Annotated in this window: 25 protein-coding genes; 15 read left to right on the top strand and 10 right to left on the bottom strand. The window is 60.4% G+C overall.

Annotated features, from left to right (window positions below):
- Positions 1-60: 60 nt before the first annotated feature.
- Positions 61-918: an NAD-dependent epimerase/dehydratase family protein gene (locus NCR40_RS21250; protein ID WP_250510568.1), complete on the bottom strand. Its 858-nt coding sequence runs from the start codon at positions 916-918 to the stop codon at positions 61-63.
- 158 nt (positions 919-1,076) lie between these two features.
- Here NCR40_RS21250 and NCR40_RS21245 point away from each other — a divergent pair, with 158 nt between their 5' ends.
- On the top strand, positions 1,077-1,853 hold the full coding sequence (locus tag NCR40_RS21245) for a FadR/GntR family transcriptional regulator (RefSeq protein WP_404989398.1): 777 nt from the start codon (positions 1,077-1,079) through the stop codon (positions 1,851-1,853).
- Between the two features lie 55 nt (positions 1,854-1,908).
- On the opposite strand, the gene NCR40_RS21240 is transcribed toward NCR40_RS21245, so the two are convergent.
- From NCR40_RS21240 to NCR40_RS21230, 3 genes are all read right to left on the bottom strand, one after another.
- Complete coding sequence (locus tag NCR40_RS21240) at positions 1,909-3,252, bottom strand: MFS transporter (RefSeq protein WP_244831343.1); 1,344 nt, start codon at positions 3,250-3,252, stop codon at positions 1,909-1,911.
- 210 nt (positions 3,253-3,462) lie between these two features.
- Positions 3,463-4,362 (bottom strand): SMP-30/gluconolactonase/LRE family protein, encoded by a 900-nt coding sequence (locus NCR40_RS21235; RefSeq protein ID WP_250510567.1) that lies wholly within the window; start codon positions 4,360-4,362, stop codon positions 3,463-3,465.
- On the bottom strand, positions 4,362-5,189 hold the full coding sequence (locus NCR40_RS21230) for an NAD-dependent epimerase/dehydratase family protein (protein ID WP_244831341.1): 828 nt from the start codon (positions 5,187-5,189) through the stop codon (positions 4,362-4,364). The genes NCR40_RS21235 and NCR40_RS21230 overlap by 1 nt, the downstream gene beginning before the upstream one ends.
- Positions 5,190-5,375: 186 nt before the next feature.
- Here NCR40_RS21230 and NCR40_RS21225 point away from each other — a divergent pair, with 186 nt between their 5' ends.
- A complete protein-coding gene (locus NCR40_RS21225; protein ID WP_309847794.1) occupies positions 5,376-6,377 on the top strand; it encodes a LacI family DNA-binding transcriptional regulator in 1,002 nt (333 codons plus the stop codon).
- A 61-nt stretch (positions 6,378-6,438) separates the two neighbouring features.
- On the opposite strand, the gene NCR40_RS21220 is transcribed toward NCR40_RS21225, so the two are convergent.
- Positions 6,439-7,722, bottom strand: a complete 1,284-nt coding sequence (locus tag NCR40_RS21220; RefSeq protein ID WP_244831339.1) for an MFS transporter — start codon at positions 7,720-7,722, stop codon at positions 6,439-6,441.
- A gap of 425 nt (positions 7,723-8,147) precedes the next feature.
- On the opposite strand from NCR40_RS21220, the gene NCR40_RS21215 reads away from it, so the two are divergent.
- A complete protein-coding gene (locus tag NCR40_RS21215; protein WP_250510566.1) occupies positions 8,148-10,103 on the top strand; it encodes a methyl-accepting chemotaxis protein in 1,956 nt (651 codons plus the stop codon).
- 12 nt (positions 10,104-10,115) lie between these two features.
- Here NCR40_RS21215 and NCR40_RS21210 read toward each other — a convergent pair whose 3' ends face one another.
- Both NCR40_RS21210 and NCR40_RS21205 read right to left on the bottom strand, forming a co-directional pair.
- Positions 10,116-10,424 carry a non-heme iron oxygenase ferredoxin subunit gene (locus NCR40_RS21210; RefSeq protein WP_244831337.1) on the bottom strand — a complete coding sequence of 103 codons (309 nt, stop codon included), beginning with the start codon at positions 10,422-10,424 and terminating at the stop codon, positions 10,116-10,118.
- 22 nt (positions 10,425-10,446) lie between these two features.
- Positions 10,447-11,505: a fatty acid desaturase family protein gene (locus NCR40_RS21205; RefSeq protein ID WP_409015514.1), complete on the bottom strand. Its 1,059-nt coding sequence runs from the start codon at positions 11,503-11,505 to the stop codon at positions 10,447-10,449.
- Positions 11,506-11,650: 145 nt separating this feature from the next.
- Between NCR40_RS21205 and NCR40_RS21200 the strand changes: the two genes are divergently transcribed.
- The 3 genes from NCR40_RS21200 to NCR40_RS21190 all read left to right on the top strand — a co-directional run bounded on the left by NCR40_RS21200 (position 11,651) and on the right by NCR40_RS21190 (position 14,745).
- Positions 11,651-12,703, top strand: coding sequence for a LacI family DNA-binding transcriptional regulator (locus NCR40_RS21200; RefSeq protein WP_250510565.1), 1,053 nt, complete (start codon positions 11,651-11,653; stop codon positions 12,701-12,703).
- Positions 12,704-13,341: 638 nt separating this feature from the next.
- On the top strand, positions 13,342-14,424 hold the full coding sequence (locus tag NCR40_RS21195; protein ID WP_244831334.1) for a glycosyltransferase family 2 protein: 1,083 nt from the start codon (positions 13,342-13,344) through the stop codon (positions 14,422-14,424).
- A 57-nt stretch (positions 14,425-14,481) separates the two neighbouring features.
- Positions 14,482-14,745 carry a hypothetical protein gene (locus tag NCR40_RS21190; RefSeq protein ID WP_244831333.1) on the top strand — a complete coding sequence of 88 codons (264 nt, stop codon included), beginning with the start codon at positions 14,482-14,484 and terminating at the stop codon, positions 14,743-14,745.
- Between the two features lie 3 nt (positions 14,746-14,748).
- Here NCR40_RS21190 and NCR40_RS21185 read toward each other — a convergent pair whose 3' ends face one another.
- Positions 14,749-16,146, bottom strand: a complete 1,398-nt coding sequence (locus NCR40_RS21185; protein ID WP_250510564.1) for an HdeD family acid-resistance protein — start codon at positions 16,144-16,146, stop codon at positions 14,749-14,751.
- 171 nt (positions 16,147-16,317) lie between these two features.
- On the opposite strand from NCR40_RS21185, the gene NCR40_RS21180 reads away from it, so the two are divergent.
- The 5 genes from NCR40_RS21180 (at position 16,318) to NCR40_RS21160 (ending at position 21,958) form a co-directional block, all read left to right on the top strand.
- Complete coding sequence (locus tag NCR40_RS21180) at positions 16,318-16,902, top strand: DUF1349 domain-containing protein (RefSeq protein ID WP_250510563.1); 585 nt, start codon at positions 16,318-16,320, stop codon at positions 16,900-16,902.
- 95 nt (positions 16,903-16,997) lie between these two features.
- Positions 16,998-18,068, top strand: coding sequence for a LacI family DNA-binding transcriptional regulator (locus tag NCR40_RS21175; RefSeq protein WP_244831330.1), 1,071 nt, complete (start codon positions 16,998-17,000; stop codon positions 18,066-18,068).
- Positions 18,069-18,121: 53 nt separating this feature from the next.
- On the top strand, positions 18,122-19,096 hold the full coding sequence (locus NCR40_RS21170) for a substrate-binding domain-containing protein (RefSeq protein ID WP_250467991.1): 975 nt from the start codon (positions 18,122-18,124) through the stop codon (positions 19,094-19,096).
- A 9-nt stretch (positions 19,097-19,105) separates the two neighbouring features.
- Positions 19,106-20,623, top strand: a complete 1,518-nt coding sequence (locus NCR40_RS21165; protein ID WP_250510562.1) for a sugar ABC transporter ATP-binding protein — start codon at positions 19,106-19,108, stop codon at positions 20,621-20,623.
- 69 nt (positions 20,624-20,692) lie between these two features.
- The gene (locus NCR40_RS21160; RefSeq protein WP_250494032.1) at positions 20,693-21,958 is read left to right on the top strand and encodes an ABC transporter permease; all 1,266 of its coding nucleotides are present in this window, start codon (positions 20,693-20,695) and stop codon (positions 21,956-21,958) included.
- A gap of 9 nt (positions 21,959-21,967) precedes the next feature.
- Here NCR40_RS21160 and NCR40_RS21155 read toward each other — a convergent pair whose 3' ends face one another.
- Positions 21,968-22,753, bottom strand: coding sequence for an aldolase (locus NCR40_RS21155; protein WP_250510561.1), 786 nt, complete (start codon positions 22,751-22,753; stop codon positions 21,968-21,970).
- A gap of 242 nt (positions 22,754-22,995) precedes the next feature.
- Here NCR40_RS21155 and NCR40_RS21150 point away from each other — a divergent pair, with 242 nt between their 5' ends.
- Entirely contained in the window at positions 22,996-23,199 is a 204-nt protein-coding gene (locus NCR40_RS21150; protein ID WP_008347993.1) for a cold-shock protein, read from the top strand.
- A 333-nt stretch (positions 23,200-23,532) separates the two neighbouring features.
- Positions 23,533-23,883, top strand: coding sequence for a hypothetical protein (locus tag NCR40_RS21145; RefSeq protein WP_250510560.1), 351 nt, complete (start codon positions 23,533-23,535; stop codon positions 23,881-23,883).
- 151 nt (positions 23,884-24,034) lie between these two features.
- On the opposite strand, the gene NCR40_RS21140 is transcribed toward NCR40_RS21145, so the two are convergent.
- Entirely contained in the window at positions 24,035-24,805 is a 771-nt protein-coding gene (locus NCR40_RS21140) for a sulfite exporter TauE/SafE family protein (protein ID WP_250510559.1), read from the bottom strand.
- 88 nt (positions 24,806-24,893) lie between these two features.
- Between NCR40_RS21140 and NCR40_RS21135 the strand changes: the two genes are divergently transcribed.
- Both NCR40_RS21135 and NCR40_RS21130 read left to right on the top strand, forming a co-directional pair.
- Positions 24,894-25,775 carry a LysR substrate-binding domain-containing protein gene (locus tag NCR40_RS21135; RefSeq protein ID WP_250510558.1) on the top strand — a complete coding sequence of 294 codons (882 nt, stop codon included), beginning with the start codon at positions 24,894-24,896 and terminating at the stop codon, positions 25,773-25,775.
- An 82-nt stretch (positions 25,776-25,857) separates the two neighbouring features.
- Positions 25,858-26,160 carry a hypothetical protein gene (locus NCR40_RS21130; protein ID WP_250510557.1) on the top strand — a complete coding sequence of 101 codons (303 nt, stop codon included), beginning with the start codon at positions 25,858-25,860 and terminating at the stop codon, positions 26,158-26,160.
- Positions 26,161-26,236: the final 76 nt, after the last annotated feature.

Below are 26,236 nucleotides of genomic sequence, written 5' to 3'. Positions count from 1 at the left end.
GACACTTCTGGATGTATGACGACTGACTACGCGAGTTCGGCATTCTTCATGCCACATGCATTACACCGGATCGAAAGGACCCGTCACCGTGAACACGCCGCCCTGATACACCGCAACTGGATCGGTCGGTGCGGGCGCCGGCGTGGCTTCGACCTTGTCGCGAAACCGCTCGGACGAGTCGCGCGGCTCGAAGCCGAGTACCGACGCGTCACGGTTGTCCCACCAGGTATGCGCATTTGCCGACATGCCGAAAACGATCGTGTGTCCGACGTCCGGAGTGAACAGCGCGCGGCGCAGCAGATCATGGAAGTCGTCGTAGCTCATCCAGCTCGCCATCATGCGGCGGTCCTTGGCCTCGGGAAAAACGGAGCCGATGCGGATACTCACCGTCTCGATGCCATAGCGGTCGAAGTACAACTGCGCCATGTCCTCGCCGAACGACTTCGACAAGCCGTAGTAGCCATCGGGACGCTTGCGCGCGCTGGCATCGATTCGTTCGTCTTGCCGATAAAAGCCTGTGACGTGATTCGAGCTGGCGAATACGATGCGCTTTACGCCGTTGAGCCGCGCCGCTTCGTAGAGGTTGAAGACGCCCTTGATGTTGGCTTCGAGGATCTCTTCGAACGGACGCTCCACCGATACGCCGCCGAGATGGACAATGGCGTCGCAATCGGCGGCGAGTGCATCGACTGCTTGACGGTCTGCCAGATCGCACGGCGCGATTTCTTCGTGAGGCGCTGCATCGCCCGACAATACGCCGGGCAGATCCGACACTCGCACATGCTCTGCAAACTCTGCGACACGATGCCGAATGGCTTTACCGATACCGCCCGCCGCACCCGTGAGCAGCAAGCGGTCGAAGCGCAATTCGGGTTCGAGGGTGCCCTGCAACGGCAATGCGTCCGTCTGTGATTCCATGAGTTTTGTCTCCTGCGTGCAATGCTAGGGATTACCCTGCGCGCATTTCTTGTACGTTGTCATATCACTCTATGCCGCATATCATCATTTGCAGAATGATTTGTCAACGTGTTGAAAGACCGATTCCCAGAACCTCTGGAAAACACTAAGAGAGCGCTGTGACACTAACGCCCGAACCTTCCGTCGACGTGTTCAATGTATCCGCATCCATGGATGTCGCCGCCCCTTCTCACGGCACACGCCGCAGTCTGACCACACAGCTCGTCGATGCACTGCGCGCACAGATCGACGCGCGGGAATTGCGAGCAGGTTGCCGAATCGCGACCGAGGCGGAGATGGTGCAACGCTTCGGCGTGAGCCGCACCGTGGTGCGCGAGGCGTTATCGCGACTGCAGGCCGCGGGCCTCGTCGAGACGCGTCATGGCATCGGTACGTTCGTGTGCGAAGCGAGTACCTCGTCGCTATTGCAGCTCGATCCCGCCGACGTCGCCGGCTCCATGGATGCACTCGCGATCCTCGAATTGCGTATCAGTCTGGAAACCGAATCGGCGGGCCTTGCTGCCATGCGTTGCGATGCCGGCAGACTAGCGACCATGCGCGCGGCGCTCGCGGAGTTTGCGCGCGGCGTGGGTCAGGAAGATGGCACCGTATCGCCGGACTTTCGCTTTCATCTAGAAATCGCGCATGCCACGGGAAATCGCTATTTCGTCGAGATCATGGAGCATCTTGGTTTAAGGATGTTTCCAAGGACACGGCTAACCGCTACCGCCATTCCACACGACCATTACGCCGATTATCTGGTTCGCGTGAATCGCGAGCACGAGCAGATTGCCGATGCGATCGAACGCGGCGATGCGGACTCGGCGCGCACGGCAATGCGCTTGCACTTGATCAACAGCAGGGAGAGATTGCGAAGAGCTCAGGCCACGGCGTGAATCCAGCCGCAAAATTAAAAAGGGCCGCCGAAAATTCAGGCGGCCCTTAAGCGTTTTACCTTGCCAGATTCGGCTCGGCATCGACTTCGTCGTGCGGATCGATACTCTCAAGCGCCGGGTCGTGATGCAGCAGCAATACCGCCGCGACGCCCACCATCCCCGCGCCGGCCAGGCAAAGCAGACCTGCACCAAAGCCGCCCGTGCTGTCCTTGATCCAGCCCATTGCATACGGCCCGAAGAAGCCCGCGAGATTGCCAAGCGAGTTGATTGCGGCAATACCGCCAGCCGCCGCCGCGCCCGAAAGGAACGAAGCGGGCAAGGTCCAGATAATCGGCAGACAGCCGAAGATACCGAAGCCGGCGATGGAAAGCGCAATCATCTTTGCTACCGGATTATCCAGGCCAGCTGAAGCCGCGATACCGCCTGCCGCTACCATCAATGCAATGGCCACGTGCCAGCGACGCTCGAGCTTGCGGTCCGAGTGGCGACCCCACAGCACCATGCTGATCACACCGACCGCGTAAGGCATGGCCGTGACAAAGCCAGTCTGCAAATTCGTCAAGCCGAATGCCTTGACGATCTGCGGCAAGAAGAAGCTCAAGCCGTAATTGGTTGCGTTGGCGCCGAAGTAAATCAAGGCAATGGCAAGCACGCGCGGATTAAAGATCGCTTCCTTCACGCTAAACGCATGAACCGACTCGCGATGCGCGCGCTCATGCGCCTGACGTTCGACGAGCCACTTGCGCTCGTCTTCAGCGAGCCAATGAGCGTCGGAGGGCTTGTCGGTCAGATAAAAGAACACCACGAATGCAAGCACCAATGCGGGCAGCGCTTCGATCAGATAAAGCCATTGCCAGCCTTGCATGCCGGCCAAGCCATCCATTTGCAGCAAGGCGCCGGAGATAGGCCCGCCGATCACGGTCGAAAGCGGAATCGCGGCCATGAAGTAGCCCACCACTCGCCCGCGATACTTAGCCGGAAACCAAAGCGTTAGCAGGAAAATAATGCCGGGGAAAAAGCCCGCTTCGGCGATGCCAAGCAAAATGCGCAAGCCATAGAACACATAAGCGTTCGACAAGCCCGTTGCTTGAGCGATGTGCGGAATCCACGCCATCAAGGCCGCAAGAATGCCCCACGTGAACATGATGCGCGCGATCCAGCGGCGTGCGCCGAAACGTTCGAGCAGCAGGTTGGAAGGGACCTCGAAGAAAAAATAGGCAATGAAAAAGATACCGGCGCCAAAGCCAAACATACTCGCCGAAAAGCCGAGCGCCTTGTTCATCTGCAAGGCGGCAAAACCGACATTGACGCGATCGAGGTAAGCGATGAAGTAACACAGAATCAGGAACGGCACGAGACGAAACATCACGCGCTTCATGGTGCGAGTTTCAAGCTCCATCTATGTCTCCTCCGAATTGAATAACCGGTAGTTGGCTGGCATACGTTGGGATACTCGCGCAGCCTACTCTTTAAGCGGAGACGACAGAAGTGGTGTTTAGCCTGCCTCACGAACTTTCGTTCGCTTTAGCGCTAAATATTTGCGCGCCATTGCGGTGCGGCGCGCATTGCTGAAGGTGCGGAGCGGACTTGCCGCTCCTTGAGGCCGTCGTTATGCGACCGGTAACATCGCACCGTATGCCAGTTCGGGCAGGCCTTTGACGCCGGGATTCAGCGCGAAGACGCAGCCGTCGTCTTCGGTGGCGTTCGCACCGGGGCGAATCGACGTTACGTAGAGCGTCGAGAGGTCGCTGCCGCCGAACGCGCACATCGACGGCTTGCTGGCCGGCAACGCGATTTCACGGTCAAGTTCGCCTCGCGGCGTGAAGCGCAAAAGGCGGCCGGCGTCGTTGGCGCAAGTCCAGTAACAGCCGTCGGCGTCCACGGCCGCGCCGTCGGGACGGCCCGCATAGTCATGCAGATCGGCGAAGACGCGACGGTTACGCGGTGTGCCCGTGTCGGGATCGAAATCGAATGCCCAGATCACACGCTTGGTTGGATGCGAATCCGACAGATACATCGTGCGGCCATCCGGCGACCAGGCGAGACCGTTCTGTGTGACGAGGCCATCGACGATAGGCTCCGACAGCACGCCGTCCGTATCGAACCGGAATAGCGCGCCGGCCGGACTTGCGAGCGACATGTCCTGCACCATCGTGCCGGCCCAGAAGCGGCCCTGACGGTCGCAGCGGCCGTCGTTGAAGCGCATGCCCGGCGCGGGAAAACTCGGTGCGGCCAGCTTCGATGGTCGAATGTCTTTTGTCGACTGCATGCCGAATGCAAACAGGCCGCTCTCCATGCCCGCCACGACAGTTCCCGTCGGATCGAATGCAAAACACGCGATCTGCTCGGGCAACGTCCACTCGCTGCGCTCGCCGCTCGCGACGACGAGACGCACGAACTTGCGCGCCGGAATATCCACCCAGTAGAGCGCGCCCTCTTCCGCGCGCCACACCGGGCACTCGCCGACCGCCGCGTGTCCCGCCGCTTCGAGGCGCTCCACGCTCGCCATTACTTGCGCTCCAGCGGTTCGCCGAGGACGTATGGACCGCCTTGAAAGCGTTGTGCAGGGTCGTCGCGGTCGGCTGTCGGCGCGGTTGTGGGGAAGAGTCCGTTGAACTGTTCCGAACTGTCTTGCGGACGGAAGCCCAAAAACGCCGCGCCCGAGTTGTCCCACCACTTCACCGGATTGTTGGATGCGCCGTACACCACCGCATGGCCGACGCGGTTGGCGAAGAGCGAGCAACGCACGAGCTCGATGAAGTCGCGGTAGCTCAGATAAGTCACCAGCATGCGCGGATTCTTCGGCTCCTCGAACGACGAGCCAATGCGCAAGTTGACCGTCTCGATGCCGAAGCGATCGAAGTAGTAGCGCGACAGCGACTCGCCGAAACACTTCGTCACGCCATAGAGACTGTCCGGGCGATGCGGCGAATCCGTGTCGAGCACCTCGGTGACCGGATGAAAACCGATCGCATGATTCGAACTCGCGAACACGACGCGCTTCACGCCATGCCGGCGCGCCGCTTCGTAGATGTTGTAAGTGCCGCGAATGTTCGCTTCGATCAGATCGTCGAAGGGCGCGTCGATGGAGATGCCGCCGAGATGCACGATCGCATCGACGCCTTCCACCATGCGCATTACCGCGTCGCGGTCCGCGAGATCGACCGCGCTGACTTCCTCGTGGGAGGCTGCGTCATCGAGCGGTGCGATGTCCGAAACGCGCACGACATCGGCCCACTGCGCAAGCGCGGGCCGCAACTGGCGCCCGAGATTGCCGGCCCCGCCGGTCAGAAGCAGACGCTTGAACGGTTTGCCCGTTGCGGATGGCTGGTTCATCGAAACTCCTTGAGATACGTGAGATAAATTGAAAGCTCTATGGAAGAAAACGTTTTCGGCTTTATAGTGATGCCGATACGGCCACAGCGAAGGCGCCCCTCATCGATTTTATCGATGCGACGTTTCCCGAACCGACGTCAAAATCCGTTAACATTGGAAAAAGCCAAAGTAAACGTTACCCTCCGAATGAAGAAAACTTCTACAACCATTCGCGATGTCGCCGCCGCAGCGGGCGTCTCGGTCGCGACGGTGTCCAAATACATCAACGGCGCGCAGCGCTTTTCGGCACCCGTCGAGGCCAAGCTCAAGGCGGCGATCGAAACGCTTGGCTATCGTTCGAACCCGCTTGCGCGCTCGATGATCACCGGCCGCACGCGCACTATCGGCCTCACGATTCTCGACATCAGCAATCCGCACTTCACCAACGTCGTGAAAGGCGCGAACCGCATTGCGCTCCGGCACGACTACACGCTCTTGCTCGTCGATATCGACGAAACCCAGGCCCGCGAACGTCCGCTGATCGAAGCCCTCGCGCAACGCGTGGACGGTCTGATCGTCAGTTCGCGGCTACCCGACGAAGAAGCACACTGGATGCTCGATCTCGGCAAGCCCGTCGTGCTTCTGCGCAACGCGGAAGCGCTGCCGATTCCAAGCGTCGGTATCGACAACCGCCTCGCCGCCCATATGCTCGCGCGGCACCTGCTCAACCTCGGGCACCGGCGCATTGCATACCTCGGCTTCGGCCAGGCGCGCATCAACGACGAGCGGATTCGCGGCGTGCGCGAGTGTCTCGAAGACGTGGGCCTCGAACTCGATGTCCACGACGCCCACGCGCCCACTTCGCTTGCCGGCGAACACGCCTGCTCGCGCGTGATGCTCGGCCCGAGGCGTCCCCAGGCGGTTATCTGCTACAACGACCTGATCGCGCTCGGCTTCATGAAGGAAGCCGCGACCCTCGGCATTCGCGTGCCGGAGGACGTCTCCGTCACCGGCATCGACAACGTGCCGTACGGCGCTTACGCCGCGCCCGGACTCACCACCGTCGATATCCAGAGCGAGAAGATGGGCGAACTCGCAATGCAGAAGCTCATCGATTCCCTCGCCGGTCATCCCGACCCGGGTAATTCCATGTTCGAGCCGCGCCTGATCGTGCGTGAATCGACAGCCGCGGTGACTGCTACTGCATGATGTATTCATAACGCAATATGCCGCCGGCATCTTTCGAGTGTCGGCGGCATTTTGCATGCGATCAGGATTCCAGCTTGGCCGGCGTCATTTTTGGCGTGAGCACGTGCATGATGGCGAACGCGATCAGGTAAGCCGATGCGCCGATGGCGAACAGCGCCCAATACTGACCGGTGCGTTGGAGCACTTGGCCGATCACTTCCGAGAACAGCACGCCGCCGATCGAGCCGGCCATGCCGCCGATACCGACCACTGCACCGACCGCGCGCTTCGGGAACAGGTCCGACGCCGTGGTGAACAGGTTTGCCGACCAGCCCTGGTGCGCCGCTGCAGCGAGACCGACGATAGCGACCGCGACCCACAGATTCTGCGCCAGCGAAACGAATGCAATCGGCAAAACACAACATGCACAGATGAACATGGCCGTCTTGCGCGCCGCGTTCACGCTCCAGCCCGCGCGCATCAGCGCCGATGAAATCCAGCCGCCGCCGATACTGCCCACCGTAGTGATCGCATAGATCACGACGAGCGGCAGACCGATATGCTGCATGTCCATGCCGCGCGACTCGTTGAGCCACTTCGGCAGCCAGAACAGGTAGAACCACCACACCGGATCGGTCAGGAACTTGCCGATCAGAAAGGCCCAGGTTTCACGCTTCTTGATGAGCACCTTGAAGCCGGGAGCGCCTGCGTGAGCGTTGGCGGCATCGGCGATTTCGGTGTCGTCGCGTTCGATATCGTCGTCATGCGCGCTCGCGTCCGGTTGGCGATACATCACGAACCACACCACGAGCCACACGAGACCGATCGCACCGATCATCACGAACGCCGCGCGCCAGCCGAAGGCAACGGCGAGCGCCGGGATGATCGCCGGTGCGAACACCGCACCGATGTTCGCGCCGGAATTAAAAATACCAGTAGCGAGCGCGCGTTCGCGACGCGGGAACCATTCGGCCGTCGTCTTGATGGCCGCCGGGAAGTTGCCGCCTTCGCCGATACCGAGCAGCGCGCGCACCATGGCAAAGCCCATGACCGAGCCGACCGCCGCGTGCAGCATGGCGGCGATGCTCCAGACGAACATGGCGAGGCCGTAGGAGATGCGCGTACCGAGCCAGTCGACGATACGCCCGAAGCACAACAGTCCGATTGCATAGAACGCCGAGAACGCGATCACGATGCGCCCGTACTGAACCTGCGTCCAGCCGATGTCATGCTGCAGAACCGGTGCGAGCAGACCGAGAATCTGCCGGTCCATGTAGTTGATGACGGTGGCGAAGAAGAGCAGCGCACACACGGTCCAGCGATAACGGCTGGCTGCGCGCACGACGCCTACGACGGCTGTTTGCATGAATGTCTCCGTACGCGGCGGCGCTCGTCGTGCCGCGTGACTTGTTGCATTGACGGCGACGAGCGCCGTGGGCTTCGGCTTATCGCGTGACTAGAACGCGCTTGCCGGCCAGGTTTTGGAAAACGTTTTTTGAAGAATAATGGCTTCAGTGCGTGTTGCCTATCCCTGTACTTTCCCTAATGCCGCCAGAGCCGCTCCACATAAGGCCTCGCTGCTAAACGAAATGTAGTTGAAAGATTTAGTTAATCGTTTTCTGCGTTGTTTCCAACAAAGCTTGGCTCCCACGCCGGTTGAATCTGGTGTTTTGCATTCAGTCATGCGGCATCTTGTGTTTTGCATGCCAAACGCGCCGCGAAACGCTAAAGGCAGGTGGCTTCGCTGCCGATAACCGTCACTTACGTCTTTCACATCGCCCAGTGCTCCCCATGCTTCGTATTCGTCTAGCCCGCTTGAACGTCGGCACCAAATTCGCCGCGCTGGCGTGTTCTCTCGCGGCCGTCGTCGTCGCCACCCTCACACTTGTCGTCACCCGCTCGGCCGGCGAGCAAGTCGATGCGCACGCGCTCGCACGCGTCGAAAGTGAGAATCGCTCGATCGCATCGATGATCGGCCTCTACAACACGGCCGTGAGCGCCGAAGTCTCGCGCTTCATGACGATGTTCTCGAATCGCCTGCCTGCTGCCTTCTCACTCGACGAATCGCATACGGTCGACATCGGCGGCGTTGCGACGCCTGCGATCAACGCGGGCGACAAGCCACTCAACGGCGACTTCGCCATTCCCGATGCGTTTCTCGCGGAAAGCGGCGCAATCGCGACCGTTTTTGCGCGCACCGGCGACGACTTCGTGCGTGTGACGACCTCGCTCAAGAAGCAGGACGGCACGCGCGCCATCGGCACGCTGCTCGATCGCAAGGGACCGGCTTATGCACCGATTCTCGCGGGCAAGTCGTACATAGGCGTGGCGGCGCTGTTCGGCAAGCAGTACATCACCGAATACAAGCCCGTGACGGATACATCGGGCCGCGTCGTCGGTGCGCTGTTCGTGGGCGTCGATGTTTCCGCGGAAATCGCGGCGTTGCAGGACAACATCCGCAAGCTCACGATCGGTGCGACCGGCTATCACTTCGTCGTCGACGCTTCGAATGGTGCGAACCGCGGCAAGCTTCTGGTGCATCCGGACGCGCAAGGCGAGATGGCCGATGAACGCGTTGCGCCGTTCAAGGCGATGCTCGACAAACAGGAAGGCCAGCTCGATTTCGAAGGCGCCAAAATTGTGGGCGCGGATGCGCGCGTGCATGGCGGCGCGAAGGAAATCGTCTTTATGACCGTGCCGCAATGGAACTGGATGATCGGTGGCATTGCGTATCGCGATGAACTGCTCGCCGATGTGCACGCAAGTCGCAACCGCTTCTTGCTGATCGGCCTCGTGGTGATCGCGGCGCTAGTCGGCGTGTTGCTCTATGCCGTGACAAAGCTCGTCAGCCGGCCGCTCGACGACGTCACGCATGCCTCGGAACATATCGCCGCTGGCGATCTGACCGTTCGTATCGATACCACGCGCGAAGACGATATCGGCCGCCTGATGCGCGCCATCGACGGCGTTGCGCGCGGACTGGCGGGCATCGTCGCGCAGGTTCGCAGCGCATCATCCGACATGAGCGATGGCACTGCTCGCATCGCATCCGGCAGCACGGATATCGCATCGCGCATCGCGACACAGGCTGCGAGCGTCGAGGAAACGGCCGCGAGCATGGAACAGATCACCTCGACCGTGCAGCAGAACGCGGCAAATACGGCGCAGGCGGGCACGCTGGTCGCGTCGGCATCCGAGGCTGCACGTGCGGGCGGCGAAGCCGTGGGCCGCGTGGTTTCGACGATGGGCGAGATCGATGCATCGTCACGACGTATCGCCGATATCACGGCGACCATCGAAGGCATTGCGTTTCAGACGAATATCCTTGCGCTCAATGCTGCCGTCGAAGCGGCGCGCGCGGGTGAGCATGGCAGAGGCTTCGCCGTGGTGGCATCGGAAGTGCGCGCGCTTGCGCAACGCAGTGCGGGCGCGGTGAAGGAAATCGAAGTGTTGATCAGCGAATCGGCGGGCAAGGTATCGCACGGCTACAGAATCGCCGAGGAAGCCAGCAGCACGATGAACGGCATCGTCGAACAGGTGACGCGCGTAAACGCTATCGTCGATGAGATCGGCGTGGCATCGCGGGAACAGGCGAGCGGCATCGAGCAGGTGAACATGGCCGTCATGCAGATTGGCGAAGCCACACAGCAGAATGCGGCGCTCGTCAGCGAAGCGGAACACTCGACCGTCGAGTTGCGCGATCAGGCCGAGCGCCTTGCACGCGTGGTCAGCATGTTCCGCGTTTGAGGCATCGGCGCTTCAAATCTCCACGAAGATGCGTCCGTCCTGCACTTTTGCGGGGTATGTCTGCAAGTTGATGCACACGGGCGCCCCGAGCGCGCGGCCGTCGCGAATATCGAATTGCCCGTTGTGCTTCGGGCATTCGATCACATGGTCGAACAAGAAGCCCTCGCTCAGATGAACTTGTTCGTGCGTGCACAGGCCGTCGCTTGCAAACACCTCGTCGTTCACTCGATAGATCGCGAACGTGCGGCCATCGTGATCGAAGCGTTTGACGTCTTCATCGTCGATGTCGTCCAACGCGGCGGCGTCGATCCATTGCGTCATGGGGCATGTCTCCTTTTTATACTCAGCTTTGCGTGGCGATGGGCACCGGCCTCTCGACGTGATACGACGGATCCCGCGTCTGCCGCATGAGCGCCGGGATGATCTCGGCATAAGCCGCGATGGAACTCGTGTAAGGCGGCGGCATGTCGTGCTTGACGGCATCGTGCAGATCCGGCAGCGCGTGATACGGCACCATCGGGAACATGTGATGTTCGACGTGATAGTTCATGTTCAGATAAAGAAAACGAAACACGGGATTCATCATCACGGTGCGGCAATTCTTGCGATGGTCGAGCACGTTCTCCGGCATGCCCGCATGTTGCGTGAGCCCGAAGTATAGATAAAGCCATGCGCCGTAAAGACTCGGCAAGCCGATATAAAGCAGCGGCAAAACACTGCGAAACGCAATGCATGTCACGATCACTGCTGCATAGATCGCGAGCCAGATGCGCGCCTCGCGCACGACCTTCGGCCATTCCGTCTCAGGCACGAAGGTCTTTTCTTCTTCACCGATATTGCCGAACGCAGACGCCACGACCTTGGGCAATTCGTTCGCCACGTGCTTCAGCGCGAAGACGTTCAGCACCAGCGCAAGCCAGTCCGTCGGCAGTTGCACACCGATCTCGGGATCGCGGCCCACTACCAAGGTATCGGTGTGATGGCGCGCATGACTCCAGCGCCATACGGTCGGTCGCCGAAACACCTGAAAGGACGCCACTTGATAAAGCGCCTTGTTCATCCACGCGGTCTTGAATGCGGTGCCGTGTCCGCTCTCATGCCAGCGCGAATCGGCGGGGCCGCAGTAAAGCGTCCCGTAGAGCAGAAACGCGGGGATGGCCCACAGCGAATGCGCCTGCCATGCGAACCAGGCAAGGACGCCGCTCGCGACGATGGCTGCGTACCAAAGAACGGTGTCGCGAATGGCTCTTGCATCACTGCGTTGCGTGAGTTGCTTGAGCACGGGGCGCGGCAAAGGGCATCTATACCAGGTGCCATTGGCAAGGCCCGCGGCTTTCGCCTCTTCGCCTGCCCCGCCTATCAGCCGATAGCGCCGCCGCTGCGTCTCCTCCGATTCCATCATGTCACCTCATCCGATGATTGGAATACATCATTTATTTTTATTTAAGTCGATGATATGAGCGAGCCCGGGCGAGCGCAAGGAACGTATGAATTTGCTATCTTTAAGCATCATTGCGTGCCCTCGCAAATCCATCATTTCCATCAAAATGACCAAGCGTCCCACGCTTCAGTCGGTGGCGGAAGCCGCTGGCGTCAGTTCGGCCACGGTGGATCGCGTGTTCAACGGACGCCTGACCGTGCGCGAAGGCACCGCGTTGCGCGTGATAGAAGCGGCAGAGCGCATCGGCTATCACGGTGCTCAACTGATGCGCGAACGCATGCGCGCTCAACTAGGAGCCATCGATGCCCCGCGCACGCTCGGCTTCTGTCTGCAGAAACGCGCCGACCCGTTTTATCAGGCGTTCGCGCGCATTCTGACGGAGACGGTCACGCGTCACGAACCCGAACGTTGCAAGGCAGTGATCGCGTATATGGACGAACTCGATCCCGCGTCCATCGCGCGTACGTTGCTGTCGCTTGGAGAAGAAGCGGATGCGCTCGGCGTCGTGGCGGTCGATCATCCGCATGTGACCGCGGCCATCGAAACCTTGCATGCAGCGGGCAAGCCAACGGTCACGCTATTGTCCGACCTGAGCGCGCCATTGCGTGCAGGTTATATCGGCGTGGACCCGCGCAAGAGCGGCCGCACTGCCGCGTGGGCCGTGAGCAGGCTCACGCATCGCAAGGCAGGTACGGTTGGCGTATTCGTCGGCACGCCCCGCTATCTGGGACAAGAAAGCTGCGAAATCAGTTTTCGCTCTTACCTGCGTGAACATGCACCCGGGCTGCGAGTGCTCGACACGCAAATCAACCTGGAAGACAAGCAACTGGCCTATGAAGCGACGCTTGCCATGCTTGCGCGGCATGACGATCTCGCTGGTCTTTACATTCCAGGCGGCGGCGTGGGTGGCGTGATACGCGCACTGCGCGAGGAAGCAATAGGACGACACATAGTCACCGTTTGCTCCGATCTCATGCCCGACCGTCACGACGCGCTCGTGGACGGCATCATCGATCTGGTCATCGATACGCCATTGCAACAGATCGCTCAGACCGCAGTGCTTGCCATGCTTCGCGCGTTGAATACCTTGCCTGGAGAGACAGCGCAAGCAAGCCAATATCCACTTCCGGCGCAACTTTTTACGTCCGAGAACGTCTGACCGTCCTTGCATGGCATTCGCCTTGCTGAAGAGGTCATGCTTAGTGAGCTTCTCAGAGCGTTCGCCAAGCGCCGAATCTTTCAATCTGCTTTAGGTTACTTAAACAAGCGGTATCGCATGGGCGCATACGCGTTTCATAGACGCATCAACTTATATTTTGATGTGCTTAAGCGCACGGAGCGCAGCAACATGAAGGACAAACATCGATGAGATTGCAAGCGAATGAGATGACTAGCGCTAAAGCGCCTGAACAAAACCGACAGGTAATCGCTGCAGCTTCTTTGAAGAATGCATCGCAAGTCTGTTGGAGTCGCTGCGTCGACTAACCGACATGCCATTGTCATTACATTGTTTTTTTGACCCGGTAATATGCAGCAGAATCCGGTCCGGAACTTGGGCCTTCCTCTCTGCCCAAGCCGACAATCACAGCTTGCGGGAACCTGCTTCAATCAATCTGATCTACTGCGATTGCTCTTCGCATCGCGCACAGCAAGCCGAAGCCGATGAGCCTCGGCAGTCCGGCCAAACAGGCGTGCAAATCGACACGCCGGCCGCCAGAAGGAGACCGCGTAAACAGGCCAGTGCATTGGCATGCACTGGCACGCCCCTGAGCCCCTTCATCCGACGGAGCATCCGATATGCCGTTTGAAAGTGACTCTTTGCGAGACACAGAACCGCTACTGACCATCGTGGTCGCGGCGTACAATATCGAGGGATACATCGAGGAAGCACTCGAGTCCCTACTGTCGCAGCCCCATATCGACGCCATGCGCATCATCGTGGTGGACGACGGTTCTCGCGACGAGACCTATGCGGCCGCGGAAGCGATCGTGGAGCGCGATGGCGGCCGTCATATTCAGCTCATCAAGCAGCGCAATGGCGGTCTGAGCGCGGCACGCAATACCGGGCTTGCGGCAGTGCGAACGCCCTACGTCGGCTTCCTCGACGGCGACGACATCTATCTCGAGAATTTTTCGAGCAGCGTGATTCCCGCACTCAAGGAACGCGTGTGGGACCTCGTCGAATACAACGTGAAGATCATCGACGACGACGGCCGCCATATCGACGGCATCGATCTCGTCATGCATCACGCAAGCGGCGGTCACGCGATGAACCGCGCCGCGCTTCAGCACTTCGCGGACGGCTTTCATACCTTCGTCTGGGCGCGTATCTATCGCACGGACATGTTCAACGGCACGCAGTTCCCAGTGGGCCGGCACTACGAAGACATGGCGGTCGTGCCGTCCATGTACCTTCGCGCAAGCAGTATCTATCGCATTGCAGACCCGCTGATCGGTTATCGCCGACGTTTTGGGAGCATCACGCAGAAAGCGACGCTTACCGATATGAAGGACCTCCGCACGAACGGGCTCGAAGCGCTCGCGCGTTGCGACGGCGGCGAGATGGACGATTACTGGCTCACGATCTTCGACAAGGCGTTTCATCGCGCATGTCATGTGTGCGCGCGGGTGGATCGGGGACAATTCAAGGCGGCATCGGAGACACTGGCGGCAATGGCGGTGGATCATCGCAGAACTCGCGCCAAGCTCTCGGAACGCAACGGTCGCGAAGTCGTCGCACTCAAGCCGTTCGATTTCAACGTGCGCGCCGATCGCTCGATCTACTTCATCAAGGGCCTGCTGAAGAAAATGTTGCGCCGCAGTCTCGACCATCATCAGCGCGAGCGCCGGCATAGTCCGACGAATCAGTTTAGCGGCTAGAAACACGCGCCCAGGCCCGCCCGCGAAGCGCTTTGCGTTTCGCGGTAAACTGTTTGCATGGAAAAATGTCCTTACTGCGAGCGAATTCGCGATGAGTGGGACTGCCATGGACAGACCTGTCGCACGTTCATCGCGCGTGCCCTGCGCCGCCAGCGCCTGGGTCTGCCCATGGTGCCCAAGGTCATTCGCAACGAGATTCCGGCCGGCGCGAGCACGGGCGAGGTCATTACGCAGCTGTCGAAGCAGCGACTGCGTGCACGCCGCGCCAACGAAGCGCGACGCGAACGCAAGGCCGCAGACGATCTCGACGAAGGCGCTTGAATCTCAGGCGTTTGCAGGCGGGTCCATCGACGAAGAGCCTTCATGCCGCCATTGACGCCGCGATTGCCGCATTTTTGCTAGCGCCATGCGCGCCACCTTGAGCCAGCCATACGGACGTGGATCGGCAACCATGCTAAGCGCACGTGCATAGTCGAGCGTGAGGCCAGGCGTCCAGGCCATCGTCACTGCACGCTTTCGGATCTGCGCGGCCACCCATAGTTCGGGCGTCACCAGCATACGAAACAGCGCGCCCCAGCCCGCCCGCGCGCCATAGAGCCGCCCAGCCGCCCCTTCGAGCGCCGCCTCCAGTGCGCGCGAGACGCTGCTCGAACAATTGCGATGCGTGAGGTTGTACGTCGTGTCCTCGCGATACGTGCTCCAGAAGCGCGCTAGCCGCGTTGGATCGTAATTGCGAATGCGCACTCGCGTGGTCGAAGGACACCATGTCTTCGACTCGATCGGGTAGCTCGGCTGAAACACGCCTGGCACGTCGTTATCGCTCGTGGCACGCAAGAGGCGCGCAAAGTCATCGGGCGAGCGGTCTATCTCGACTGCCGGATAAAGGCTCACATATACGCCCTCAGGCGATTCGAGCGCGGCATGTCCCGTCGATATCACTCCATTGCGATCCACCGCCGCAATGTACCGGTCGACGATCAGATGCCGTTGCACCTCGCCCTTCGATGTACCCACGGGCGTCCACACATGCACGGTCAATGCGGGCTCGTTGTCCGCGGGCGGCCCGTCCCATTCGCTTGCCGGCAAGACGACTGGCGTACCGTCTTTCGTATCACTCGCTGCGCTCGCGGCCTCGGCGCTTGCATCGCCCCAGACTGCCGGATTGCTGTTCAGCTTGCGTACGCGCGACGCGATCATCACGAGATTCCAACCTGCGAACATGAAGAGCACGCCCACGCAATACACCACGGTGCTCTTGTAATGCGTCGGGTACGGTTGAATGACGAAGACCGCCAGCAATATTTCGAAGATCGCAAAACCAAGCGCCACGCGCCAACGTCGATATCGCACGACAACAGCGGATGCGGCTTGCAAGAGGCCATCCGAGAGAAAGGCCGCGCCAATGAACAACGAAAGAATGAAGTTCGCGTGATGACGTGGCCCCTGAAGCACCAGCACGGCCGCAAGGACGAACACGATACCCTTCGAATAGCGCAACCTGCGTTGCCCGCCGACGCCGGCCCATGCAACCGCAAGCGTCAGCGCGCCTTCGATCAACAACAACCAGCCAACGAGTGGAATCGGAAAGCCGAGCGAACCGTCGAGTGCATCGATGAATATGCCCAAGCCAACGACAAGCAGCAGCCATCCTGTCACCATCAGACTGCGCCAGCGTCCGCGCAAATAGTCCACGCCCAGCAGGATCATCATTAACTTGACCATGGATTTGCCTTTCGTGTCGTTGCATGAGCGCAGAGAAGCCTCGCGCATTCATGTTAGTGCAGTGCGGGCCTTAAATGAAATCGCTCTGTCCGCTTCGTTAAGTACGACCATTCGATTCGGCATGCACGATGTGCCATACTGCCAACGCCCTTTCCACGTAGCGAGGCTGCCATGTTCGACCAATGTCAGTGGATCAACGAGCCCGCGCAATGGCGCATTGAAGACGGCACGCTGTTCGTCACCACGGACGCCAGCACGGACTTCTGGCGCAAGACGCACTACGGTTTCATCCGCGATAACGGCCATGTTTTCGCCGCGAGCGCGAACGGTGACTTCAGCGCCGAAGTCACCGTCGATGGCGATTTCTCCGCGCTCTACGACCAAGCGGGCCTGATGGTGCGCGAGAGCGCCGAGCGCTGGGTCAAGGCAGGCGCGGAGTACAACGACGGCGCGCTGACCTTCAGCACCGTGCTGACCAATGATTTCTCCGACTGGTCGCTTGGTTCGCCCGCCAGCGGCAACCGCTTCAGGCTGCGCATGACCGTCGCCGATGGCGTGCTCAAGATGCAGTGCAGCGCGGACGAGCGTCATTGGACCCTCATGCGTATCGCGCCCTTCGCGTCGACTACCGCGTCGCCGCACTGGCTCGTCGGACCCATGTGTTGCACGCCCGAGCGCGGCGGCCTCACCGTGAGCTTCTCCGACTTCAAGATCGGGCCGCCTATCGTAAAGGACCTGCACGATACCTCTCTGTAGCGCGGTAGCGTGCTCCGTACAAGTACTCACTTGCCCCGTTTTCGAACGCTTTCTAGAATTCTGAAACGTTTCAAAAAAAGACGGCAAAAGCACTCGTGGACTCACGTAAAAAGACTGCCAGCACCTTGAAGGATGTCGCCAGTGCGGCGGGCGTCTCGCTTGGCACGGCGTCGAAAGTGCTGGCAGGCGCCGAAGGCGTAAGCGAACTGCGACGGCAGCAAGTATGGGAAGCCGCGCGAGCGCTGGGTTATCGGCGCAACAGTCTTGCGGCGGAATTGCGCAGCAATCGTTCGACGTCCATCGGCTTCGTCGTGCCGGATCTCACGAACTCGTTCTTTATCGAACTGCTATGCGTGGTGGAAGATCATGCGCTGGCAAGCGGTTATCGGCTGCTGCTCGCGCATGCGCAGGAAGACCCCGAGCGCGAGGCCGAGCGCATACGTTTCGTGTTGTCGCGTCAGGTGGCGGGCATGATCATCATTCCGTGTCATGGCTATGCACATGCCATCGACGAATTGCGCGAATGCGACGTGCCGCTCGTGATGGCGGACCGCGTGGACAACAGCTTTCCGGCGAACACGGTGACGACGGACAGCCGCCGCGCCGCGAGCGATGGCACGGAACATCTCATCGCGCTCGGGCATCGGCGCATTACATTCATCGTCAATGCGCTCGATCTCGTGAATAGCCGCGAACGCGCGGACGGCTATCTCGACGCCATGAAACGCGCCGGTCTTACGCGACATGCGCGCGTGGTGGTATGCGGCATGACGGATACGGAAAGCCACGCGGCGACGCTCGGGCTTTTGTCTGCAAGCGAACGCCCCACCGCGCTTTTTACCGGTGCGAACGTGGCCACGCTTGGCGCACTGCGTGCCATACGCGATGCCGAATTGCGCCTGCCTGGAGAGGTTTCCTTGCTCTCTTTCGACGACGCCCCGTGGATGTCGGTGCTTCATCCGCGTATCAGTTCGATACATCAGCCGGTAGAAGCCGTGGGGCGTGCGATCTGGCAGTTGCTCCACAAGCAGTTGCAAGGTGAAACCGGCGAGCATGTGCATCTGCGCATGAAGGCCGATCTGCTCGTGCGTGAAAGCACGGCGCCTCCGATGAAAGCTATCGATCAAGCCGCTCGAAAGCGAACGCGCAAATCCGCCACGCTATAACGTTTTATTCGCCATGCAGGGCCCGCAACCATAAGACGAAGGAGAGAGACAAAATGGACAGCAAACGACGCATCGTTACCGCAAGTCTTCTCGCTATACCGCTTGCCGGCGCAGTGGGAACGTTCTCCGCACTCTTCACGCAAACCGCATTCGCGCAGCAGAAGAAGTACCGTTTCGGCTTTTCTCAGGTCACGACCGTCGAGCCGTGGCGCGTGCAGTTCAACAAGGACATGCGAGCCGAAGCGGCAAAGCATCCGGAAGTCGAACTCATCATTGCCGACGCGGGGGACCGTACCGATAAGCAAAACGCCGACATGGAAAACTTCATTGCGCAGAAGATGGACGCGATCTTCATTTCGCCCAAGGAGTCCGCGGGGCTGACGGGCGTCGTCGAGAAGGCCTTCAAGGCGGGCATTCCCGTGTTCGTGCTGGACCGCGAAGTGAACGGCGATCAATACACGGAGTTCATCGGTGGCGACAACGTACAGATCGGTCAGGAAGCGGGCAACTTCATTGTCAAGGTGATGGGCGGGTCTGGCAAGGCGCAAGGCAATCTCGTCGAGATATGGGGCGGCTTCGGTGCGCAGCCCGCGCACGATCGTCACGATGGCGCGGATAAGGCCATCGCGCCGGAGAAAGGCATCAAGCGCGTAGGCGAACGCGTGGACTGCGACTGGAAGCAGGACAAGGCCTACGACTACATGAAGACCGTGTTGCGCGTGCAGCCGAAGATCGACGTGGTCTATGCGCATAACGACCCGATGGCCTACGGCGCATATCTCGCCGCGAAGGATGCGGGACGCGAGAAGAACATCAAGTTCGTGGGTATCGACGGCTTGCCGCAAGAAGGCGCGACGTGGGTCGAACAAGGCCTGCTCGCGGGCACCTTCATGTATCCGACGCCAGGCGCGGAAGGCATCCGTCAATCGCTCAAGGTGCTGAAAGGCGAGAAGGTGGAAAAGAAGCTGACGTTGCCGACGCAAGGCATCTTCAAGGACAACGCGAAGCAATATATCGCCACTCACTGAGTTCGATCGATGGCCACCGTAGCCACGCCGCTCATCGAAGCCGAAGGCCTGTCGATATCCTTCAACGGCAGCGCCGCATTGTCGGGCGTCGACTTCGATGTCGCGGCGGGCGAGATACACGCGCTCGTCGGCGAAAACGGCGCGGGCAAGTCGAGCTTGATGAAGATCCTGGGCGGCCTCTATACGCCGGACGCGGGCAGCATCCGCGTGCGCGGCGAAGCAACGCGTCTTGCCAGCGTGAACGATGCGGCGCTCGCGGGCGTCGCCATCATTCATCAGGAATTGAATCTGGTCGACACCTTGTCGGCGGTCGACAACATCTTTCTTGGCAAGGAACTGCGTACACGTTTCGGCTTTCCGGATCGGCGCGCGATGCATGCGGCGGCAACTAAGGTCCTCGCGCAACTTGGCTTTCGTGTGCCGCCGAGTGCGCTCGTGGGCACGCTGCGCGTAGGCGAGAAGCAACTCGTCGAGATTGCGAAGGCTTTGCTTGCCGATGCTCGCGTGCTCATCATGGACGAGCCCACGTCCGCGCTATCCGATACCGAGACGCAGGCGCTGCTCACCCTCACACGCGATCTGCGCGAGCGCGGCATGGGTATCGTGCTGATCAGCCATCGGCTTGGCGAAGTATTCGCGGTGGCGGATCGAGTGACCGTATTGCGCGATGGCCGGCGCATCGCGACCTTGCAGATGCCACAGGTCGAATCGTCGGCGGCGCTGGTCTCGATGATGATCGGCAAGGACTTCGCGCCGCCCGAGCGCAGCGAAGCCGAAGCGCCGCGTGAGCGCGCGTGCGCCCTCGATGTGTGCAACCTGACGCTCTGGAATGCGGCTCGTGCGCTCGTGGCAGACGTGTCGTTCGCGGTGCAGGAAGGCGAGGTGTTCGGCATTTCGGGGCTGCTCGGCGCGGGCAAGACCGAGATACTGGAAGCGATCTTCGGTGTGTCGCCGTATCGTCGCGATGGAGAGATACGCGCAGCCGGTCATGCGCATGCATTCGATTCACCCGATCGCGCGGCCGCGGCGGGGCTGGCCTTCGTCACCGAAGACCGCAAGAAAGACGGCCTCGTGCTCGATCAGTCGCTCGAGGCGAACCTGCTGTTGCCTTCGCTTTCGCGCGCGCCGGGCTTTCCGTTTTATCGACGCGGCAAGCTACAAGCATGGGCCGATGCGCAAGCGCACGCTTCGAACGTCAAGCATCGCAGTCTCGCGCAGGATGCGAGCACCTTGTCGGGCGGCAATCAGCAGAAGCTCATCATCGGTAAATGGCTGATGACGAAGCCGCGTCTTCTTTTGCTCGATGAACCGACGCGTGGCGTCGATGTAGCAGCGAAAGCCGAGATCTATCGCCAGATTCTCGCCGCCGCGCGCGAAGGCGTCACGGTGATCGTGGCGAGTTCGGAGATCGACGAACTCATGCTGCTTAGCGACCGCATTCTCGTCATGTGCGAAGGACGCGCTCGCGGAATTTTGCCGCGCGAGCAATCTTCAGTCGATGCACTCGTCAGGATGGCGTCGCCCTGACGGCATTTTGAATGCCAAATGCTGGGATGCCGAATGCAAAACGCAACATGCAAAACGGAGAAGGACACCATGCTGCACGCCCGGGACCAACTCGCCGAGCCGGTGACCACCGCGCGCCAGCGGCGCCTGAGCGCATTGCTGACTTACCTCAAGTATTACCTCGGTTTGATTGTGTTGCTCGTGGTCGGTGCGTTCACGTCGCCTCACGCGGCCGATGGCAGCAATATCTTTTTGTCCAGCGCGAACATCTCCGACGTGTTTCGCCAGGTGGCGAACGTAGGCGTGATTTCCATCGGCATGACGCTCGTCATCATCACGGCGGGAATCGATCTCTCGGTGGGCGCGATCATGGGTCTCGGCAGCGTGCTCACGGCCATGCTGCTCACCACGGACGCCTGGAATCGCGCGGTGTCGGCATCCATAATTTTGAATGCAATCGCGGTCTTTGCGATCGCGCTCGCCGCGATGAACGTCGTCCGCGGCTTCAGGCGTGCTCGCGGCGCGCCCGCCACGCAGGCACCGCTCACGATGGACCTCGGCATAGCGCTCGTCGTGGCGGCTTTTGCATGCGCCTATATTGCGTTACATGGCGGGCATCGCATGCCGCTTATAGCCGTGCTCTGGATCGTGCCGCTCGCGGGCTTCACGCTCGGCGCGCTCAATGGCTGGATCATCACGCGTGGCCGCATGCAGCCGTTCATCGTCACGCTCGCCGCGATGGTCGGTGTGCTAGGCGCGGCGCGACTTATCGCCGGGCAAGACACCGCCGTGTATTCGATTTACAGCGGCAGCAATGCCACCACCGATATCGAAGCGCTGCGCGCGCTGCTCTTCGACATCGTTCCCGTGCCCGCGCTGTTTTTTTTGGCGATCGCGCTGGTCGTCGGCTTCGTGATGAATCGCACGATCTTCGGCAAGTATTTGTATGCAATCGGCGGCAACGAGAAGTGCGCCGTCGTCTCCGGCCTGAACGTGGGACGCCACAAGATGGCGGCGTATGCCATCTCGGGCATGCTCTCGGCGCTCGTTGGCGTTTTGTATGCAGCGCAGTATCGACAGGGCAAGGCCGATGCCGGAATGGGCTGGGAACTGGATGCAATCGCCGCCGTTGTGATAGGCGGGACGAGTCTTTCGGGCGGCGTAGGACGCGTCTCGGGCACCGTGGCGGGCGTGCTGATCTTCGGCTTTTTGAGCAACATCCTTCTGCTCAATAGCATCGACAGCAACACGCAGCTTGTGCTGAAGGGCTTGATTATCGTGATCGCGGTATTTTTACAACAGACCGACGTCGGGCGGCGGCGCGGCTGGCTTAAGCGCCTCGTGCGCCGATCTTGAATAATGCACTCAGATGTCGAACGCGATACCCCGCGCCCGCAATTGCCGCATGCCGCTCGCCAGATGCGCCCGCGCGCTCTGCGCGTCGCCCGCGCGCATTTGCTCGTAGGCGGCCTGCGCTACTTCATGCGGCACGGGCTTGAGCGGGCGCTGCGTGTTCATCGCACGGAGCTGCACTTCGGCCGCGCGCTCGAGGTAGTAGAGATCGTCCCAGGCCTCGGCGATGCTCGCGCCCGCCACCATCACGCCATGATTCTTGAGGAAGAGTATGTCCGCGTTGCCCATTGCCGCCGCGATACGGTCGCCCTCCGTTGCATCGAGCGCGAGGCCGTTGTAGTGCTCATCCACGGCCGTGCGGCCGTAGAACTTCAGCGCCGTCTGCCCAAGCCACAGGAGCGGCGGCCCTTCGAGTAGGCAGAGCGCGGTCGCGCTCGGCATATGTGTGTGGAATGCGGCCTTCACGCGCGGCATCAGCCGATGCAGCCTCGCATGAATAAAGAATGCAGTTGCCTCGGGCTGGCCTTCGCCTTCGATCACGTTGCCGTCGAAGTCGCAGATCAGCAGATGCGACGCCGTGATCTCGCTAAAGGCATAACCATAGGGATTAACCAGAAAAAGGTCGTCGTGCCCTGGCACTGTCGCGGAAAAATGATTGCATACGCCCTCCTCCAGCCCGTACAGCGCGGCTAAGCGAAAACACGCCGCGAGTTCGCAGCGAGCTTCGGCGATAGCGGGTGCATCGAGCCGATGCGCAGACGCTAAAGCGGCCGTACCGGTGACAAGCGTATGAGCCATTGCGTGTGGTCTTCTGTCTGAATGTTTTCTGCCTATAAAAACGGCATTTCCTTAAGCAACATCGGCAAATTGATCCGTATTCGAAGGGCGATCAGGAAAAATCGCCCGTTATGACGCGCGTATGACCATAACCTTAGCAAAAACGCGTATTGGAAAAAAACTCTTTGGCGTGGTAAAAATCTATGCCGCTCGAAATTAAGGGCGCATTTTCAACGTAACTTGTCTCAATAGGGTTTGGACAAATGGCAACAGGTACTGTTAAGTGGTTCAACGATGCAAAGGGTTTTGGTTTCATCACGCCGGATGACGGCGGCGAAGACCTGTTTGCACATTTCTCCGAAATCCAGTCAAAGGGTTTCAAGTCGCTCCAGGAGAACCAGAAGGTGAGCTTCGAAGTCAAGCAAGGCCCTAAGGGCAAGCAAGCTTCGACGATCCAGCCGCTGTAATAGCTGCTGATCTCGCCTTAGCGCAGGAACGGCCCTTCGGGGCCGTTTTTCATTGGAAACGCCACAAAATCTTAGGCGCGTCGCCGTCAGTTTTCTTAATAACTCAGTAGAATCAGCGCCAGCCGACGCGAGCCTTCGAAGTTCGCCTCATCTGCCCAAAAAACCATCCTCGTTACTTGCGTGAACTCGCGAAGCAATCGACAAATCGGCCGCGTATCGACGCGGTACACAACAAATGCATTGCTCGCGCTGCTGTGGTTTTTAACCGCAAGCGCCTACGCCGAAGGCTATGTGCCAAACGCTCGCGCCGCGCGCTTCGTCAATGCAATCGTCATGAACGACTTCCATACCGCGCAGGCAGGCGGCGGATATGTGTTTTCTTACGACAAGCAGGACACGGAAGCCACGCTCGAAGCAAAGCTCGACCGATGGCTGTCGGGCGCCGATCCCAATGCCATCGGCATGGAACCGGCCGAGAAACAGACGCTCTTCAGCTTCTATTGGGCCGCAAGCATGATGCCCGCGAACGGTGCCTGCTTCACCGACATGGCAAACCCCGCCTGCGGCACGGATTTGTCGAAGTGGATGGCGCGCGAACTCGGCGACGATCCGCGCTTCGTGCGCGCTTATGAAGCCGCGAAGAAACCGCTCGGCCTGCCGCCGCTTCAAACCGGCGGGCATTGAGCGGCTTTGACGGCGCTGATCGCAAAGCGTGCACGCGCGCATCACCCGCCCACGCGATTTTTGCCGCCACGCTGGCCAACACCGAAAGCGCACCCAGGGTTTCGAGCAAGGCATCGATCATGGCGGCTCTCCCATCGAATAAACGGACGCATCAGGCCCGATGCGCCAACATCGGGCCGTACGTTCGTATAAAGAATGCGATCGTGATGCCAGCGCTCACCAGCATCGTACCGGCGCGAATCACAGCGGGCGGCGCGCGGCGTCCCACTTGCGCGCCGCCGTATCCACCTGCAATGGCAGCGACGAGCATCGCGATCGTTTCCGGCCAACGCACCGCCTGTGCCGCCGCGAAGGTCAGCACCGCGACCGAATTCGCCGCGCTCACGAGCAAAGTGCGTGGCGCGTTGAGGCTTTTGAGGTCGCGCGAGTCAAAAAGGCCCCACACAGCCATCATCATGATCCCCACTGCGCCGCCAAAGTAGCCGCCATAGACGCCAAGCACGAATTGAATCGACAACATCGCACCCGCGCCGATACGAAACCGCTGCCGCAATACCTCACCGAATTTGCGGCCGAATGCCAGCGCAAGGCTCGCGCACAACAAGAGCCACGGCAGGACAAACGAAAAGGTTTTGGAAGAGGTACAGAGCAAGAGCGCCGCGCCCGCCAAGCCGCCGATAAGCGTCACGACGAGCATCTTGCGGATCGCGACCGAGCCGACTGGCGCGAGGCCATCACGATAGGCCCACGCGCTCACCAGGCCGCCTGGAAACAGCGCGACCGTGGACGACGCATTCGCCTGAACCGGTGGCAAGCCCGCGGCGATCAGGGCGGGCAAACTGACGAACGATCCGCCACCGGCAAGCGCGTTCATCGCTCCCGCCAGAAAGCCCGCACCAATGACGATGAGAAGAGGTTCCATCGCCCGATGCTAGCGTTGCGTGAGCGCGCATACAATCTGGCTTTTCCAATGAGAGACTTCGGCTCAACCGAAGCGACCGGAGACAAACATGCGCTTCGACCTAACCGACATGCGGCTTTTTCTGACCGTGATCGAGCGTGGCAGCATTACGGCGGGCGCGCAGGCCATGCATCTCGCGCTGGCATCGGCGAGTGAGCGCATCGCGGGCATGGAGTCCGCGCTCGGCGCGTCACTCTTCGAACGCAATCGACGCGGCGTGCAGACCACTGCCGCAGGCGATGCCTTCGCGCGCCATGCACGGATGATCCTTGCTCAAGTCGAGCAGATGCGCGGCGAGTTGCGCACTTATGCAACAGGTCTCAAAGGACGCATCAGGTTGCTGTCGAATACCGCTGCGCTCGCGGCGTTTCTGCCGCCGCGGCTTGCGCACTTCCTTGCGGCTTATCCCGATCTCTCCATCGATCTCGATGAACGGCCTAGCGCCGACATCGTGCAAGCCATAGCGGAAGGACGTGCGGATTTAGGCATCGTCGCGGACTTTACGGACCTCGGCAATCTGCAGACGCATCTCGTGGCGGAAGATCAGCTTGTGGTGATGATGAACCGTGCGCATCGCATGGCGAATGAGCACGCAGTGGCCTTTGCGGAGATTGTCGGCGATGCATATGTCGGTCTTGCCGATGCCGCGCTCGAAATGCATCTTGCCGAACGCGCGTCGCGGCTCGGACGCCAGCTTGAATACCGCATTCATATGCGCAGTATCGACAACGTGGCGATGCTAGTGGAAGCGGGCATTGGCTTGGCGATTCTGTCGCAAGCATCCGCAGAGCTCGTTCGAAGGCCGGGTCTTGCCGTCGTGCCGCTTTCCGAACCGTGGGCAACGCGGCGCCTGCATCTGTGCGCACGCGCCTTCGATGCGCTCACGCCGCACGCGTCACTTCTCGCGCAGCAACTGATGTTGCATACGTAATGCATCATGCTGGGCGCAATCCTTGCGCATGCTAGCAGTAGGTTGTCTGATTCTTGCAGACAGCCGCTTGAAGGAGGTCATCATGAGAAATCATCGCAACGGTATGCCATGGCGCATTGCAATGGCGTTTGTCCTCGGCACGGCAAGCCTTGCCGTCACCACAGCCGCGCAGGCCGACAATCGCGCAGCGCAGAAGCTCGGGCAGATCGGCGTTATCAATCAGTCGCTTCAGCCGAAGCAGCCGAAGTCGTCGCCGGGATATTCGAACGGGCAAGCGAATTCCGCGAATGCCGCAAACGCGGCAAATACCGCTAATACGCCCACTCCTGTCACAGGCGGACCACATGTTCTGCCGGGTACGGGTGGCACGCCGCCGTCCAGATAATTGCAAGGCACATTTCCCGGGCTCTCAATGCGGCTCCCCTTTATCATGAGCGATGCCATCAATCGGAAGCGGGAGC

It is taken from the genome of Caballeronia sp. GACF4 (assembly GCF_023631025.1).
Lineage (GTDB): Bacteria > Pseudomonadota > Gammaproteobacteria > Burkholderiales > Burkholderiaceae > Caballeronia.
The sequence above is the reverse complement of the archived record's forward strand: the minus strand, read 5'-3'. Positions and strand labels throughout refer to the sequence as shown.

What these genes read in the sequence shown, in the direction of transcription:
- NCR40_RS21250 (WP_250510568.1), bottom strand. Translation starts at nt 918, where the DNA reads ATGGAATCACAGACGGACGCATTGCCGTTGCAGGGCACCCTCGAACCC.
- NCR40_RS21240 (WP_244831343.1), bottom strand. Translation starts at nt 3,252, where the DNA reads ATGGAGCTTGAAACTCGCACCATGAAGCGCGTGATGTTTCGTCTCGTG.
- NCR40_RS21235 (WP_250510567.1), bottom strand. Translation starts at nt 4,362, where the DNA reads ATGGCGAGCGTGGAGCGCCTCGAAGCGGCGGGACACGCGGCGGTCGGC.
- NCR40_RS21230 (WP_244831341.1), bottom strand. Translation starts at nt 5,189, where the DNA reads ATGAACCAGCCATCCGCAACGGGCAAACCGTTCAAGCGTCTGCTTCTG.
- NCR40_RS21225 (WP_309847794.1), top strand. Translation starts at nt 5,376, where the DNA reads ATGAAGAAAACTTCTACAACCATTCGCGATGTCGCCGCCGCAGCGGGC.
- NCR40_RS21220 (WP_244831339.1), bottom strand. Translation starts at nt 7,722, where the DNA reads ATGCAAACAGCCGTCGTAGGCGTCGTGCGCGCAGCCAGCCGTTATCGC.
- NCR40_RS21215 (WP_250510566.1), top strand. Translation starts at nt 8,148, where the DNA reads ATGCTTCGTATTCGTCTAGCCCGCTTGAACGTCGGCACCAAATTCGCC.
- NCR40_RS21210 (WP_244831337.1), bottom strand. Translation starts at nt 10,424, where the DNA reads ATGACGCAATGGATCGACGCCGCCGCGTTGGACGACATCGACGATGAA.
- NCR40_RS21205 (WP_409015514.1), bottom strand. Translation starts at nt 11,505, where the DNA reads ATGATGGAATCGGAGGAGACGCAGCGGCGGCGCTATCGGCTGATAGGC.
- NCR40_RS21200 (WP_250510565.1), top strand. Translation starts at nt 11,651, where the DNA reads ATGACCAAGCGTCCCACGCTTCAGTCGGTGGCGGAAGCCGCTGGCGTC.
- NCR40_RS21195 (WP_244831334.1), top strand. Translation starts at nt 13,342, where the DNA reads ATGCCGTTTGAAAGTGACTCTTTGCGAGACACAGAACCGCTACTGACC.
- NCR40_RS21190 (WP_244831333.1), top strand. Translation starts at nt 14,482, where the DNA reads ATGGAAAAATGTCCTTACTGCGAGCGAATTCGCGATGAGTGGGACTGC.
- NCR40_RS21185 (WP_250510564.1), bottom strand. Translation starts at nt 16,146, where the DNA reads ATGGTCAAGTTAATGATGATCCTGCTGGGCGTGGACTATTTGCGCGGA.
- NCR40_RS21180 (WP_250510563.1), top strand. Translation starts at nt 16,318, where the DNA reads ATGTTCGACCAATGTCAGTGGATCAACGAGCCCGCGCAATGGCGCATT.
- NCR40_RS21170 (WP_250467991.1), top strand. Translation starts at nt 18,122, where the DNA reads ATGGACAGCAAACGACGCATCGTTACCGCAAGTCTTCTCGCTATACCG.
- NCR40_RS21165 (WP_250510562.1), top strand. Translation starts at nt 19,106, where the DNA reads ATGGCCACCGTAGCCACGCCGCTCATCGAAGCCGAAGGCCTGTCGATA.
- NCR40_RS21160 (WP_250494032.1), top strand. Translation starts at nt 20,693, where the DNA reads ATGCTGCACGCCCGGGACCAACTCGCCGAGCCGGTGACCACCGCGCGC.
- NCR40_RS21155 (WP_250510561.1), bottom strand. Translation starts at nt 22,753, where the DNA reads ATGGCTCATACGCTTGTCACCGGTACGGCCGCTTTAGCGTCTGCGCAT.
- NCR40_RS21150 (WP_008347993.1), top strand. Translation starts at nt 22,996, where the DNA reads ATGGCAACAGGTACTGTTAAGTGGTTCAACGATGCAAAGGGTTTTGGT.
- NCR40_RS21145 (WP_250510560.1), top strand. Translation starts at nt 23,533, where the DNA reads ATGAACGACTTCCATACCGCGCAGGCAGGCGGCGGATATGTGTTTTCT.
- NCR40_RS21140 (WP_250510559.1), bottom strand. Translation starts at nt 24,805, where the DNA reads ATGGAACCTCTTCTCATCGTCATTGGTGCGGGCTTTCTGGCGGGAGCG.
- NCR40_RS21135 (WP_250510558.1), top strand. Translation starts at nt 24,894, where the DNA reads ATGCGCTTCGACCTAACCGACATGCGGCTTTTTCTGACCGTGATCGAG.
- NCR40_RS21130 (WP_250510557.1), top strand. Translation starts at nt 25,858, where the DNA reads ATGAGAAATCATCGCAACGGTATGCCATGGCGCATTGCAATGGCGTTT.